The sequence below is a fragment of the Pseudarthrobacter sp. J1738 genome, assembly GCF_050490315.1.
In the GTDB taxonomy this organism is placed as follows: Bacteria; Actinomycetota; Actinomycetes; order Actinomycetales; family Micrococcaceae; genus JBNPEO01.
The window spans coordinates 416752-431531 of record NZ_JBNPEO010000002.1 but is presented as its reverse complement, the minus strand read 5'-3'; the positions used below and the strand labels follow the sequence as shown (position 1 = coordinate 431531).

Here is a 14780-nt window from a genome sequence, read left to right as displayed (position 1 = left end):
CTCTTCGGTAACAAAACGGTTACTATTAGAGGGAACTTTCCGCCGATGATAGGTATATTTGTGCGTTTGAAATCTGCGCTGGCCCTCGTATTGCTCGGGCTGTTGACGCTGTTGCTGGGAATTGGCCAGAAGACATTCTGGGCACCGTCGAGCACCATTACTGCGTCCGCTTCCGCTGACGTTCAGGATGCTCCGCTGACCGTTGTAAAACAAGCTCTACGGACCTCGGCGGGTTCAACCGTGGAGATCAAGGTCAAAGGCGATGGCAATTTCTTGCTCGCTACGGCCCGGCCCGACGACGTTGACGCTTGGGTGGGCAAAACTGCCCACAACACTGTCGAATCGATCTCAGAAGACAAAAAGTCGCTCAATATTACCCACAGCGACGGCGACGCGAAGTCTCCGAATCCGGCAGGTGCAGACCTGTGGGCAAGCAGCGAATCGGCCAGTGGCGAGCTGACCTACAACTGGACGGTCCCGGGCGATGGGGACTGGGACCTTCTGATTGCTAGTGACGGCACCAAGCCCGCACCTAAGGACATCTCCTTCACGGTTGCCAACGACACGTCTACACCTTGGGCCATTCCACTGATAGTTCTCGGTGGGATTTTGGTCCTGGCAGGTATCGCCTTGGTTGTGCTCAACAAGAATTCCAACGGCAAGCGTGGAACAACTGCTGGCGGCAGTAAGCCGGTTACAGACGCGGCTCCCGCTAAGGGAGCTGGCTCGGCCAACGGAACTGGCACTCTGGCTTTGATCGCTATTTTTGGTCTATCAGGCGCAGCAGCTTTGGGTGGAGCCTCTGCTGCTTCCGCAGACACCGCAACGCCAGCGCCTTCGGCTTCCTCTACGGCGGTTGCGCAGGACAGCGCTCCTGATTCGCCGGTAGTTCTCGACACGCAGCTCAAGCGCATCCTTGATCAGACGGTCAACGCAGTAGGAACTGCTGACGCGGCCAAGGACGCTAAGAAGCTCACTGGGCGAGTTGCTGGAACAGCTTTGACGGTTCGCACTCAGAACTACAAAATTCGTGCCCAGTCTGGAAACTACACAGCTGTGGCTCCGGTGACGTCGAGTAAGCTACTGACCACCGTCATTGGTACTTCCCGTGCATGGCCGCGCCAGATTATGGCCGTCACGCAGGGCAGCGGCAACCCGGTACCCCAGTTGCTGACCCTGACTCAAGCTGGACCGCGCGAGAACTACAAGCTCGTTTCGGCCTCCTACCTACTGCCTGGCAATACCTTCCCCAATGCGGACCCTAAGGGCGCGGCGGTACTCAAGGCAGACAGCAAGGACAAACTCCAGCAGGATGCCAACTCTGCCCTTAATACCTTGGGCGATAAATTGAGCAATAACGTTGGTGCCTCAAAGGCCAAGTTCCCGGAGAACGCCTACTTCTCTGACACCGCGGCCTACCAAAAGGATCTTCTGTCCAAGAGCCCCGATGCCGTTACTCAATTTGCGCATGTAGCGGTGCCAGCTGATACCAAGGTCTTCCGTACTGAAGATGGCGGTGCGTTGGTGATTGGTCACTTGAAGTACACCGTGCTGCAGAAGCCCAAGTCGGCAGGCGATAAGCTCTTGCTCGACGGCGGCGCTTCGGTTCTCGCTGGCGGTAAGGAAACTACCAAGAGCTTGCGCATTACCTACGACGAGTCAGTGGCGGTTTATGTTCCGAGCTCGGATTCAAAAGACACTATGAAGTTGATCGCCGCTACCCGCGGCCTGGTTGGCGCAACCTTCGAGTAAGCACACGGCAGATAGAGTAGATCCATGAGTTTGCCTCCATCCCGCCCGTCCGTCCCGGGGGCTTCTGAGCCCATTAGTCTTCGTGGGGCGGTGGACTTGTCCCCGTTGAAAAACCCGCGTCCTGGTGCTGCGGGCACTGGCGCTACGTCGAGTGCCGGCTCCGCGCCGGGTGCTGGCCAACCCGCTGGCCAAGGCGCTGCGGTAGCCGAAGGACAGCGAAGCTACCGCGTTGATATCACGGAGCAAAACTTCCAAGAGCTTGTGCAAATATCTGCACAGGTTCCGGTGGTTGTGGCGATGTGGGCTCAGTACTCTCCGGAGTCCGCTCAGGTGCTGGCCACCACTCAGGCCCAGGTGGACAGCTATAACGGTGCCCTAGTCCTTGGTGCTGCAGACATTGAAGCGTTTCCCCAGCTAGCTCAGGCATTTGCCGTAACCGCAGTTCCTTCCGTGGTGGCGCTGGTCAAGGGCCAGCCCGTCCCATTGTTCCAAGGCTCGGCTGACGCCGATCGCATCCGGACGTTCTTGGATGAACTCTTGAATGTGGCTCGTGCTAACGGTGTAACGGGCAGCCTGAACGGTGCGCTCGGTGATGATCCGGCTGCCGCGGCTGAGGTTCCGTTGCCGCCCCTGCACCAAGAGGCTTACGACGCCATTGAAGCGGGCGACTTTGCCACTGCAGAGCAGGCATATCGCAAGGCACTTGCCGAGCAGCCGGCTGACCGTGATGCCAAAGCCGGTTTAGCCCAAGTTCAGCTGATGATTCGTTTGCAGGACGTCACAGCACCTCAGGCAGAGGAACTGCGTGCAAAGGCTGCTGATGCACCAGATGACTTGGACGCTCAGTTGCTTGTTGCCGACCTCGATATTTCAGGTGGCCACGTTGAAGACGGATTCGCACGCATTGTGAGCTTTATTGGACGTAATTTCGGTGAGTCCCGCGAACCGGCTCGAGTGCGCTTGCTGGAACTCTTTGATGTTGTTGGCCCTCAGGACGAGCGTGTGGCAAAGGCGCGCCAAGCGTTGGCAAGGGTGTTGTTCTAGAGAGCTTCTGAAACGCTTTTTTGAACTTTCCCTTTGGTCCGTCCAAAAGTAAGCACCAATGTAGTCCTTTCGATTGACACGTAGTCGTTCCAGAGCTTGTTAGCGTGGAGGGCATGACTGACACGCAAGAACATCACACTCGTGTGCCTGCTTTGACTTTGCGCGGCTTGGGGAAACGCTTCGGAGAAAAAATTGCCGTTGACGCTATCAGCCTTGAAGTTCCGGCAGGCTCGTTCTACGGACTCGTTGGCCCTAATGGTGCCGGTAAAACCACCACACTGTCGATGGCGACTGGCCTCTTACGGCCAGACATTGGCCAAGCCTTTGTTTTGGGAACGGACGTTTGGCAAAAGCCATTAGAGGCGAAGCGTCTTTTGGGAGTTTTGCCGGATGGCGTCCGTCTTTTTGATCGCCTGACCGGCGAGCAGCTCGTCACCTATTCGGGCCTTTTGAGGGGTATGGAGCGGGACGTTGTGGCACAACGAACGGCCGATCTGCTGAGTGCGCTGGATCTCACGGGGGACGCCGGAACCTTAGTTGTGGACTACTCGGCCGGTATGACTAAAAAGATCGCCCTCGCCTCGGCGCTGGTTCATGCTCCGCGGGTTCTGGTGCTGGATGAACCCTTCGAATCAGTTGATCCAGTCTCTTCAGCGAACATTCGATCCATCCTCGAGGACTACGTAGCCTCAGGTGGAACCGTCATTGTTTCGAGCCACGTGATGGATTTGGTGCAACGTATGTGTGACCACGTCGCTGTCATTTCTGGTGGCCGAGTTCTTGCTGCAGGAACTGTGGATGAAGTGCGCGGTGAGCAGAGCCTAGAAGAGCGCTTTGTGGAATTGGTTGGCGGACGCACACACGGAGGGGGACTGGAATGGTTGCGAACCTCTTAAGGCTCAAGCTTCTCCTATTGCGCAACGGCTTCCGTCGAAGTCCATGGCAGCTAGTAGGAATCATCCTCGGCGGCGTGTACGGCCTCTTTGTGATGGCCCTGCTGGTAGCCGGGCTCATTGGGTTGCATCAAACTAGCGTCACCGTTGCTGGCACCGCAGTTGTTCTTGGCGGTTCTATTGCCATGCTGGCCTGGGCTATTGTTCCCGTGGTCGCCGGGGGAGTGGACATGACTCTGGACCCGGCACGATTTACAAGTTTTCCCATCCCCGTGCCCAGATTGCTGATGGGGATGACGCTCGCTGGCCTGATTGGAATTCCCGGGGTTGCCACCCTTTTAGTGTCCCTAGCCACCTTGTTTACGTGGGCACGTGGGCCACTTGTTCTTGTGGGGGCTCTAGTTGGTTCTTTGATGGCTGTTCTGAGCTGTGTGGTGCTCTCGCGGCTAGTGGCCACCGTCACCACCAATTTGTCTGCTTCGCGTAGATTCCGTGACGTTAGCCGGATTATTGCCTTTATCCCCCTGATGCTTTTGGGGCCGATCGTTGCAACGACTGCAACAGCCGCCGAAAAATCCACTGATGTTTTTATTTCCCTGGCTCAGGCTTTTGCTTGGACGCCGCTGGGTGCCGCGTGGTCCATTCCAGCTGAGCTTGCCGCTGGTCATCTGGGCTTTGCTGGGCTCAAATTTTTGATCGCGCTGGTATCACTGTTGGTCTTTGCATGGCTGTGGAAGATCAGTATGGACAGCGCTTTGGTCAACCCTCCGCACAATAGTGCTGTCAAACGCTCTGGCGGCAAGCTGGGATACTTCAACCTTTTTAGTTCGACGCCGACTGGTGCAGTTGCGGCTCGTTGCCTGAGCTATTGGTTCAGAGACCCGCGATACGGCGGTTCCCTGGTGGTGTTGCCATTGATGGCGGTGCTTTTTTACTTCGTCGGCACCCAGAATGGCAACTTTGGTCAGTTGTTGTTCTTGGGCCCACTCACAGCGTTTCTGCTGGCCTGGTCCATTTCCTCAGACGTCTCCTATGACAACACGGCCTTTGCTTTGCACGTTGCCACGGGGACTGCTGGACGGGCTGATCGCTGGGGGAGGGTTATTGCGTGCGCGGTGTTTGCAGTGCCGGTAACCCTGGTCTTTGTACTTGGTGCGTGTGCCATAACGTCTCGGTGGGATCTAGTCTGGGGACTTTTGGGGGCCTCGATCGGGGTCCTTGGAAGCGGGTTCGGCTTAGCCTCGGTGGTTTCGGCCCGGTACACCACTCCTGTACCGCTCCCGGGCGAGAGTCCTTTCAAAAGACCGGCAGGCAATACTGCTCAGACCATGGCGGTTCAATTTGGTGGGATGGGTATTCTGACTGTTCTAGTGGCGCCCGAACTCGTGCTGTTTATTACGCAGCTTAGAACTGACGATTCAACCTTAGGGCTGATCAACCTTTTGGTGGGGCCGTTGCTAGGTGGGATCCTGATGATTCTTGGCGTCCGAGTGGGCGGTCGCTGGTTCGACGCGCGGGCACCTGAGTTGTTGGCCCAGCTCAGAATAAACAAGTAGGACACGTCAAAGTATTTCCAAGTCATCGGACATGGGATAACCTCGAGAGTGAGGGGATTCGATGAGCTGTGTGTAGAGAAGGTTGTTGTCCATGGAAGTTGTTATTCTGCCTAGTTCCAAACAAATAGGAATCATGGCCGCGGACGCCATAGCTGCGTTGCTGCGCAGAAAACCCAATGCTGTCTTGGGTCTTGCCACGGGCTCCTCACCGCTGCCGATCTACAACGAATTGGCCCGCCGCCACACAGAAGAGGGTCTCGACTTCTCTCAAGCGCATGGCTTTGCTCTGGACGAATACGTGGGCCTTGAAGCTGGCCACTATGAGTCCTACAAGGAAGTCATCCGCCGGGAATTTACCAATCGGGTCAACATCGCACCGGAGAATGTGCACGGGCCAGACGGCTCCGCCCAGGACATTACGGAAGCTTGCCAAGCCTACGAGGACTCAATGATGGCCTTGGGCGGGGTGGACCTCCAGATCCTTGGTGTAGGCACTGATGGGCACATTGGCTTCAACGAGCCGGGTTCTTCTTTAGCGTCCCGCACTCGGATCAAAACACTCATCGAGCAAACACGCCGAGACAACGCTCGGTTCTTTAACAGCATTGATGATGTCCCACACCACGTTGTGACACAGGGGCTGGGTACCATTATGGATGCCAAGCACGTGGTTCTAGTGGCTACCGGCGCGCAGAAAGCCCAGGCAGTTAGGGAGTTCGTAGAGGGCCCGGTATCTGCCATGTGTGCTGCCTCAATCCTCCAAATGCACCCGCACGTGACCATCTTGGTAGATGAGGCAGCTGCGTCCTCACTCAAGTTGGCTGACTACTACCGGCACACCTTCGACAACAAGCCGAGCTGGCAGGGCATCTAATCCTCCACCGCTTCGCGCGCTAAGATGGAACACATGACTTTGCCTCCTGATCCCTTCGAAAACGATCCGATGCGCGAACTCTCCGGTACTGGTGGTTCAACGGCCACTATCGAGCGCGAAGAGTTGCGCCAAGAGGTAGAGCCGGGGGACCGGGAGCGCTTTTCGCACTATGTACGCAAAGAGAAGATCATGGAGTCTGCCCTGAGCGGTGAGCCTGTGATCGCTTTGTGCGGCAAGGTGTGGACGCCAGGGCGGGACCCTCAGAAGTTCCCGGTATGCCCACAGTGCAAGGAAATTTATGAGGGGCTGCGCCCGGGTAAAGATGGCGGAGATTCGGGCAAGGACAAGTAGCGGTTAGACCCGCTGAAGCCGTGATGCCTTTGCCACGGCGTATGTCCGTTCAACCGAAACGATAGGTGCTTTTTTAATGACCGAGACGCTCTTCGGTGGCCCCGTACTGCCCCCCGCATACCCTGAACGAGCAGCGTGGGGCACAGCGCCCAAGCTGCGTGCATGGCAGCAAGAGGCTCTTGATAAATACGCGGCGTTGGCTCCGCGTGACTTTTTGGCAGTGGCTACTCCCGGCGCAGGTAAAACAACGTTCGCCCTTCGGGTTGCCAGCACCCTGGTCGACGCAGGCGTTGTTAACCGGATCACGATTGTTGCTCCTACGGATCACCTCAAGCGCCAGTGGGCGGACGCAGCGGCCAAAGTTGGCTTAGCGATTGACCCCAACTTCAAAAACTCAGACGGTCAGCATGGCCGGGGGTTTATTGGTGTTGCAGTGACCTATGCGCAAGTTGCTAGCAAACCGCTTTTGCATCGCGCCAAAACGGAAGCCGCCCGCACTCTGGTGATTTTGGATGAAATCCACCATGGCGGTGAGGCACTCTCTTGGGGTGACGGTCTGCGCGAGGCCTTTGACCCCGCCGTTCGTCGTTTGTCCCTGACCGGTACACCGTTCCGTTCAGACACCTCGCCCATCCCTTTTGTGGAGTATGAGCAGGACCGGGACGGTATTCGTCGATCCAAGGCCGACTACAACTACGGCTACGGCAAGGCGCTCAAAGACCATGTGGTCCGTCCGGTGATGTTTATGGCCTACTCGGGTCAAATGCGCTGGCGCACAAGTGCTGGCGAAGAAATGGCTGCGTCCCTCGGTGAAGCAGCGGTGACCAAGGACATTACATCCCAAGCGTGGCGAACGGCACTGAACCCTACCGGTGAATGGATTCCCGCAGTGCTTGCCGCAGCTGACAAGCGGCTCAGCGAGGTCCGCCGAACGGTGCCCGACGCCGGCGGATTGGTCATTGCCACTGACCACGAGGATGCTCGCGCCTATGCTGGTCAGCTCAAACGGATCACCGGCGAATCGCCCACCGTTATTCTTTCTGATGACGCAAAGGCCTCAAACAAGATCGAAGCGTTTGCCGAAGGTGAACAGCGCTGGATGGTTGCTGTACGCATGGTCTCCGAAGGTGTGGACGTTCCCCGCCTCGCCGTTGGTGTTTACGCTACTTCTACGTCAACGCCTTTGTTCTTTGCCCAGGCTGTGGGCCGTTTTGTGCGTGCCCGTAAGCGCGGAGAAACTGCCTCCGTCTTCCTGCCCTCGGTGCCTCAATTGATGGCCCTGGCTAACTCCATGGAACTCGAGCGAGACCACGCCTTGGACCGGCCAGAGAAGGAAGATTCTGACGGGCTCTTTAACCCTGAAGAGAATCTGATGGAGGAAGCCAACAAGGAAGAAAAGGCTTCTGACTCGCTCACTAAGGGCAAATTCGAGGCACTCGATTCCCAAGCGTCCTTTGACCGTGTTTTGTATGACGGTGGCGAATTCGGTACTGGTGGCGACATCGGCTCTGAGGATGAACAAGACTTCTTAGGCATTCCGGGCTTATTGGACGCGGAGCAAGTGGGCCTATTGCTACGTCAACGTCAGCAACAGCAACAGAGCCGTAAAAAGGCAGCAGCCCCAGCCGCCGCACCCGGTATTCCGGATCACCGAATGTTGATGGACCTGCGCAATGACTTAGCCAAAAACGTTTCTGCTTGGTCAGCGCGCACCGGGACGCCACACGGTGTTATTCATAACAAGCTGCGGGAAGTGTGCGGCGGCCCGGCGGTGGCGCAAGCCAATGAACAGCAATTGCAAGCTCGAATAGCTCGCTTGCAAGGCTGGTTCATCGGCCGCAAATAGCCTGTATTACTCGGTTTCGAAGACAGTAGGAATAGCGGGCTCGCCACGTTGAAGGCGGTTGACCACCACGGGCAGTTCAGCCATTGTCGCTTCGTAGCGTTGCTGGGCGCGGGTGACACCTTCGTTGCCCGTCCAGCCAGGCAATAGCTCACCATCTTTCATAAATTGCACCAATAGCTCACGGTCGTTGCCATCGTCGGCCGGGTGGTGGCCAATGCCCACCACCTCTGCCGTGGCCACGCCACGTTCGTTCAGTTGACGCAGCGCGTATTTGCGACCACCCACACTGGTTTTATTTTTGGCAGCTTTGGCAACTGAGACGAACTCTCCCGTCTCATCCGTACGGCTGACGAGTTTGTAGACCATGCTGGCCGTCGGTGCGCCGGAACCGGTTACCAGCGAAGTTCCCACACCGTAGGTATCGACCGGGGCTGACTGCAAAGCCGCAATGGCGTACTCGTCTAGATCAGAGGTCACCACAATTTGTGTATTGACGTTGCCCAAGTCATCCAGCAAACGACGCACCCATTGGGCTTGAGTCACCAAGTCGCCAGAGTCCAAGCGCACAGCACCTAACTCAGGTCCGGCCAAGTCAACGGCCGTGCGGACGGCGGCCTCGACGTCGTACGTGTCAACGAGCAGCGAGGTTTCCTTGCCCATGGAATCAAGCTGGGCGGCAAACGCTTCACGCTCGGTGTTGTGCAAGAGCGTAAATGAGTGGGCCGCGGTGCCTACGGTTTTGACCCCGTAGCGAAGGCCGGCCTCGAGGTTTGAGGTGGAATCGAATCCGGCAATGATCGCGGCGCGTGCTGAGGCCACGGCTGCTTCCTCGTGGGTTCGGCGTGAGCCCATCTCAATGCAAGGACGCCCACCCGCCGCAGTGGTCATACGCGAGGCGGCAGAGGCAATCGCGGAGTCGTGGTTGAGGATCGAGAGTACATAGGTTTCCAGGATGCAGGCCTCGGCGAAGGTGGATTCCACCATCAAAATGGGGGAATTCGGGAAGTACGCTTCACCCTCTGGGTAGCCCCATATATCGCCGCTGAACTTGTAGGACGCTAAATATTCCAGCGTCTCCGCGTTGACTACCTTGGTGTCTCGCAAGAAGTTTAGCTCAACGTCGGTAAAACGGAAGTTGGCAATTCCCTCGAGTAGACGCCCGGTTCCGGCCACAATCCCGTACCGACGCCCGTCAGGCAATCGACGCGCAAATGCTTCAAAAACGGACTTCCGGTGCGCCGCGCCAGAGTGCAGCGAAGCCTGAAGCATCGTCAATTCGTAGTGGTCGGTGTACAAGGAGGCGCGTGGGTGGTCCCAGCCGGCTGATGTGCTCACGAAATTTACTCTAATGTCCACAACCGTAGAATGGACAGATGAGCACTCGCCACCGCGCCGCCGTTTTGTTGCCTCGTGCGGCAGTGACGGTCAAACCAAGGACCGAAGAACACCGCCAGACCGAGGAGCTTGCAGCCACCGACACCCCGTGGAATCTGGTTATTTGGGATGATCCGGTCAACCTGATGAGCTACGTGAGTTACGTTTTTCAAAGCTATTTTGGATTTTCCGAGTCCAAGGCCAATAAATTGATGCTTGAAGTCCACCGCAAAGGACGCGCGATTGTGGCGCACGGTGCCAAAGAACAAGTTGAGCGTCACGTGGTAGCCATGCATGGTTTTGGTTTGTGGGCCACTGTTGAACAGGCTGGCGGTTCACAGGGAAATGGGGGACAGCGTGGCTAAAGCTTTTATTTCTGGCCTTAAAGGAATCACGGGTCAGCTCGAAACCAACGAACGGGATCTCCTCCGGAACCTTTTTGCTGACGTCATTTCGCTGCTAGAACCCGCCACAGCTGAGTCTGAAGACCCACTGACAGCCATGTTGGGTTTGGACATGGACGTTTCAGTTCCCACGGACAGCGCGCTAAAGCGCTTGCTTCCGGACGCCATTAAGGACGACGCCGACTCCGCACTTGAGTTTCGCCAGTTGACTGAACGGTCCATCCGGTCCACAAAAACCGGGGCGCTACGCGCCGCCGCACTAGTGCTGGATCGTCAAGAACTAGTTCTCAGCGATGACGATGCACGGTACTTCTCCTCGGCCCTCAACGACGTGCGTTTAGTGCTGGCCGAACGACTGAACATCAAGGATGCAGCCGACGCTGAGGCAATTCACTTGGTTCAAGACTGGCCCAAGGCAGAAGATGTTGAGGCCTATTTAGCCCTGGTTTATAACTTCGTCACGTGGCTCCAAGAATCTCTGCTTCAGGCACTGCTTGAGGGTCTTGGGGCGCGAAGACGCACCACGGGTAGGAACGCATGAGCCAGCTCAACAACCCGGTTAGCGGCGCAACTGACGCAGCTGAGCGGCCCATCGGGATCTTCGACTCCGGAGTGGGAGGACTAACTGTTGCCCGCTCGGTGATTGACCAGCTCCCCAGCGAAGCAATTCTTTACGTGGGGGACACGGCTAACGGACCGTACGGCCCGCTACCGATTGCTGAAGTGCGCGCCAACGCACTGGGGGTGATGGACGAGCTAGTTGATTCCGGGGTGAAGCTTCTGACGATTGCCTGCAATTCGGCTTCAGCGGCTGTGCTCCGGGATGCCCGTGAGCGGTACACGGCCCGGTATGGCATCCCCGTCATTGAGGTCATTCAGCCAGCAGTGCGGCGCGCCGTGGCAGCAACCCGCAACGGCAGAGTAGGTGTGATTGGTACCTCTGCCACGGTGGGCTCGCGCGCCTATGAAGACACGTTTGCTGCAGCCCCAGAGCTGAGCATTACTTCAGCCGCCTGCCCGGAATTCGTTTCATTTGTTGAAGCTGGAATCACCACCGGTCCAGAACTTTTGGCGGTGGCCCAGGAATACTTAGCGCCACTCAAAGCTGCCCAGGTGGACACAGTGGTTCTAGGGTGCACGCACTACCCGCTACTAACTGGTGTAATTTCTTACGTTATGGGGGAAGACGTCACTCTGGTCTCAAGCGCGGAGGAAACCGCTAAAGACGTTTACCGTGCCTTGGTGAGCCACGACTTGCAACGGACTTCACCGGAGCCCCCGCAACACAGCTTTATTGCCACAGGAGATGCTGCATCCTTTGAACGGTTGGCTCGGCGCTTCCTAGGGCCGGAAGTTCTCAGCGTTCAACACGTAGATCATGTGGCCGCGTATTACCCCACTGGTAGCCTTGCTCGGATCACCCCGGAAATGATCGTCGCAGCGCGGGAAGCCGTTTCCGCACCACGCATCTCACACTTTGTGAAGCGGGACTCCAAATGAAACTCACCATTGTGGGCTGCACGGGGAGTTTCCCCGGCCCTGGTTCGCCGGCGTCGTGCTATTTGTTAACCGCCGAAGACGGCGAGCGACGCTGGAAGATTGTGATGGACTTAGGGTCCGGTGCACTGGGCGCCATCCAGCGTTACACCGATCTTGAAGATATCGACGCGATTTTCTTGACCCACTTACACCCAGACCACTGCATGGACTTGTGTGGTCTCCACGTTGCCGTCCGCTGGAAGCCCGGAGGATGGGACCGCGGCCGGATCCCCGTATGGGGGCCAGCAGCTACGGCTGACCGGATGGCCACGGCCTACGGTTTGGATTTAGACCCGGGTATGCATGAAGAGTTCGACTTCTCCAACTGGGCCGAGCGGGAATCAGTAACAGTAGGTCCGTTTACCGTAACCCCCTACGCGGTCAATCATCCCGTTGAAGAGGCCTATGCTCTCCGTGTGGAATGCACCGAGCTAGGTACTGACGGGCCCGTGACTAAAGTGCTCTGCTATTCCGGGGACACTGATTCATGCCAAGGCCTAGAAGATGCGGCAGTGAATTCAGACATGTTTTTGTGCGAAGCAGCTTTTGAAGAAGGCCGGGATGACAGCATCAAGGACGTGCATCTCACCGGAAAACGCGCCGGTGAGGCAGCACGCCGTGCCGGAGCAAAAAGGCTGCTCCTGACCCATATACCGGTGTGGACTTCCACCACCACCGTGGCTGCGGAGGCTCGCGAAGCATTGGGCGCGGAGGTGGCCGTAGCGGTGGCTGGCGTCCACTACGAGCTCTAAGCCGGTACTCCTTCTCGGCGGTGGGCCGGATAAGCTGGGGATCATGACTTCCCAAGAAACATCTGCTGCAATTGTCCGCGCCGATGGCCGCGCACCTGATCAACTGCGTCCCATCACCATCACCCGCGGCTGGTCCAAGCAGGCCGAAGGTTCAGCGCTCATCGAATTCGGTAATACCCGTGTTTTGTGCACCGCTTCCCTCACTCCCGGTGTGCCGCGCTGGCTCAAGGGCGAAGGTACGGGGTGGGTCACTGCCGAATACGCCATGCTTCCGCGTGCCACGAATACCCGTAACTCCCGCGAATCAGTCAAGGGAAAAATCGGTGGCCGCACCCACGAAATCTCACGACTGATTGGCCGCTCCTTGCGCTCCATCATCGACACCAAAGCTTTAGGCGAAAACACCATTGTTTTGGACTGTGATGTTCTTCAGGCCGACGGCGGAACGCGCACAGCCGCGATCACCGGCGCCTACGTGGCGCTCGCCGACGCGATCGCTTACGCGAAGGAAAACAAGCTCATTAGCAAAAACGCCCAACCACTGATTGACACAGTTTCTGCGATCTCTGTGGGCATCATTGACGGTGTTCCAATGTTGGACTTGCCCTATGTTGAAGACGTCCGAGCCGAGACAGACATGAACGTTGTAGTCACCGGTTCCGGAAAATTTGTGGAAGTTCAGGGCACCGCCGAGGGCGCGCCTTTTGACCGCGATGAACTCAATAGCTTGCTAGACCTCGCGCTGATTGGCACCACCGAGCTCAGCAGCATTCAGCGAGAGACTCTGGGCGTCTGATGACGGGTCCCAAACTGGTGCTAGCCACCCACAATGAGGGAAAACTCAAAGAGCTGCGTGAGCTCCTGCGCGGACAGATGCCCGGTCTGGACGTAGACACGCAAGTAGTGGACGCTCGCTCCGCTGGTGCTGCCGACGTTGTTGAAACTGGTGTGACGTTCGCGGAGAACTCGCTGCTGAAGGCAACAGCCGTGGCGCAAGCAACTGGCCTGGTGGCCATCGCTGATGATTCTGGGCTCGCCGTCGACGTCTTAGGAGGTGCGCCTGGAATCTTCTCAGCACGCTGGTCCGGCAAACACGGTGACGATACAGCGAACCTCAACCTGCTTTTGGCACAGCTCAACGATGTGCCAGACGAGCACCGCGGCGCAGCTTTTGTTTGTGCAGCGGCGCTCGCAGTTCCGGAGAGCTATTCGGTAGAAGTTTTCGCGGGGCGTCAAGAAGTTGAATACGGCCAGCTTGAAGGAACGTTGCTGCGCGAGCCTCGCGGCGAAGGCGGATTTGGTTATGACCCTATTCTTCAGCCGAAGGGACAGGGCCGAAGCTGCGCAGAGCTTACTAGCGAGGAGAAAAATGCCATCAGTCACCGCGGTCAGGCCTTCCGCGCGCTCTTGCCGCGCATCATTGAGGTCCTGAGTTAGCTTGGGGCTCTGAGCTAGCGATCGCCCCGCTGTTGATCAGCATGAGGCAAAAAATGGCGCTCGCCCTGAATTTACTTCAAGGGCGAGCGCCATTTTTTGTACCCAACTGACGAGCATATGTGGTTGTTTTCAGCCCTCAGGGCAGTCACACGTGCAATCTACTTAGGCTCAACTTCTGTGGCGGGGGAGTCCGTTCGGGTGGCCTTGCGCTTGGCCAGGAAACCACGGATAACTTCGATCAAAATCGGCAACACCGAGACCAGCACAATAACGATAAAAATCAGATCCAAGTTGTCCTTGACCCACGGGACACGATCGCCCAGCAGGTAGCCGAGAAGAGTAACGCCGCCGCCCCACAAGACGGCGCCGATGACGTTGAACACAAAGAACTTGCGAGCATCCATTCGGGCCACACCAACAATGACCGGAACAAAAGTGCGAATGATCGGAACAAAGCGAGCCAGAATTAGGGCCTTGCCGCCGTGCTTTTCAAAAAAGGCGTGTGCGCTGTCAACGTTTTCGCGCTTGAATAGCTTGGAGTTAGGCCGGTTAAAGATGGCCGGTCCTGCTTTGCGCCCAATGAAGTATCCACACTGATTGCCGATGATGGCAGCCACAATCACCAGAGCCGCCAAAGCAAAAATGTTGAACTTGATGGTTCCCGTGGCCACCAGCAGCCCGGCTGTGAAAAGCATCGAGTCACCCGGCAGGAAGAATCCCACTAAGAGGCCAGTCTCGGCAAAAATGATGCCGCAAACCAACAGCACTACCCATGGTGCCAACGCAGGATCGGCCAGGAAGTGTTGAGGGTCAAGCCACGGAGGCAGGAACGAAGCCATCTTGGGCTGAATGGGGCCGCCGCCGAACATAGCAACAGCAAGGTCAGTCATTACTGGAAGTTTCACCGTCTCAGAATACGGGACGAGTCTGGCAAATCACTGCGTCGACAGGCGCCCCT

Annotated in this window: 15 protein-coding genes; 13 read left to right on the top strand and 2 right to left on the bottom strand. The window is 57.2% G+C overall.

The window, feature by feature from the left end; all coding sequences use genetic code 11:
* Positions 1-60 precede the first annotated feature (60 nt).
* The 7 genes from ACQR35_RS05615 (at position 61) to ACQR35_RS05585 (ending at position 8316) form a co-directional block, all read left to right on the top strand.
* The gene (locus ACQR35_RS05615; RefSeq protein ID WP_430266696.1) at positions 61-1752 is read left to right on the top strand and encodes a hypothetical protein; all 1692 of its coding nucleotides are present in this window, start codon (positions 61-63) and stop codon (positions 1750-1752) included.
* A gap of 24 nt (positions 1753-1776) precedes the next feature.
* The gene (locus tag ACQR35_RS05610; RefSeq protein WP_430266697.1) at positions 1777-2796 is read left to right on the top strand and encodes a co-chaperone YbbN; all 1020 of its coding nucleotides are present in this window, start codon (positions 1777-1779) and stop codon (positions 2794-2796) included.
* Positions 2797-2909: 113 nt separating this feature from the next.
* A complete protein-coding gene (locus ACQR35_RS05605) occupies positions 2910-3692 on the top strand; it encodes an ABC transporter ATP-binding protein (protein ID WP_430269450.1) in 783 nt (260 codons plus the stop codon).
* On the top strand, positions 3674-5245 hold the full coding sequence (locus tag ACQR35_RS05600) for a transporter (protein ID WP_430269449.1): 1572 nt from the start codon (positions 3674-3676) through the stop codon (positions 5243-5245). The genes ACQR35_RS05605 and ACQR35_RS05600 overlap by 19 nt, the downstream gene beginning before the upstream one ends.
* 91 nt (positions 5246-5336) lie before the next feature.
* Positions 5337-6119 carry a glucosamine-6-phosphate deaminase gene (nagB, locus tag ACQR35_RS05595; protein ID WP_430269448.1) on the top strand — a complete coding sequence of 261 codons (783 nt, stop codon included), beginning with the start codon at positions 5337-5339 and terminating at the stop codon, positions 6117-6119.
* Positions 6120-6152: 33 nt separating this feature from the next.
* Complete coding sequence (locus tag ACQR35_RS05590) at positions 6153-6470, top strand: DUF3039 domain-containing protein (RefSeq protein WP_430266701.1); 318 nt, start codon at positions 6153-6155, stop codon at positions 6468-6470.
* A gap of 76 nt (positions 6471-6546) precedes the next feature.
* Positions 6547-8316, top strand: a complete 1770-nt coding sequence (locus ACQR35_RS05585) for a DEAD/DEAH box helicase (RefSeq protein WP_430266702.1) — start codon at positions 6547-6549, stop codon at positions 8314-8316.
* Positions 8317-8322: 6 nt separating this feature from the next.
* On the opposite strand, the gene ACQR35_RS05580 is transcribed toward ACQR35_RS05585, so the two are convergent.
* Positions 8323-9651, bottom strand: coding sequence for a nicotinate phosphoribosyltransferase (locus ACQR35_RS05580; protein ID WP_430266703.1), 1329 nt, complete (start codon positions 9649-9651; stop codon positions 8323-8325).
* Between the two features lie 38 nt (positions 9652-9689).
* Between ACQR35_RS05580 and clpS the strand changes: the two genes are divergently transcribed.
* The 6 genes from clpS to rdgB are packed head-to-tail and all read left to right on the top strand — an operon-like array spanning position 9690 to position 13822.
* The gene (clpS, locus tag ACQR35_RS05575) at positions 9690-10055 is read left to right on the top strand and encodes an ATP-dependent Clp protease adapter ClpS (RefSeq protein WP_430266704.1); all 366 of its coding nucleotides are present in this window, start codon (positions 9690-9692) and stop codon (positions 10053-10055) included.
* On the top strand, positions 10048-10635 hold the full coding sequence (locus tag ACQR35_RS05570; RefSeq protein ID WP_430266705.1) for a DUF2017 domain-containing protein: 588 nt from the start codon (positions 10048-10050) through the stop codon (positions 10633-10635). The genes clpS and ACQR35_RS05570 overlap by 8 nt, the downstream gene beginning before the upstream one ends.
* Positions 10632-11594, top strand: coding sequence for a glutamate racemase (gene murI / locus ACQR35_RS05565; RefSeq protein ID WP_430266706.1), 963 nt, complete (start codon positions 10632-10634; stop codon positions 11592-11594). The genes ACQR35_RS05570 and murI overlap by 4 nt, the downstream gene beginning before the upstream one ends.
* Complete coding sequence (locus ACQR35_RS05560) at positions 11591-12385, top strand: MBL fold metallo-hydrolase (protein ID WP_430266707.1); 795 nt, start codon at positions 11591-11593, stop codon at positions 12383-12385. Before murI ends, ACQR35_RS05560 begins: the two co-directional genes overlap by 4 nt.
* A 43-nt stretch (positions 12386-12428) precedes the next feature.
* Entirely contained in the window at positions 12429-13181 is a 753-nt protein-coding gene (rph, locus tag ACQR35_RS05555; protein WP_430266708.1) for a ribonuclease PH, read from the top strand.
* Positions 13181-13822 (top strand): RdgB/HAM1 family non-canonical purine NTP pyrophosphatase, encoded by a 642-nt coding sequence (rdgB, locus tag ACQR35_RS05550; RefSeq protein ID WP_430269447.1) that lies wholly within the window; start codon positions 13181-13183, stop codon positions 13820-13822. The genes rph and rdgB overlap by 1 nt, the downstream gene beginning before the upstream one ends.
* A 158-nt stretch (positions 13823-13980) precedes the next feature.
* On the opposite strand, the gene ACQR35_RS05545 is transcribed toward rdgB, so the two are convergent.
* Positions 13981-14712 (bottom strand): VTT domain-containing protein, encoded by a 732-nt coding sequence (locus tag ACQR35_RS05545; protein ID WP_430266710.1) that lies wholly within the window; start codon positions 14710-14712, stop codon positions 13981-13983.
* Between the last annotated feature and the right edge of the window lie 68 nt (positions 14713-14780).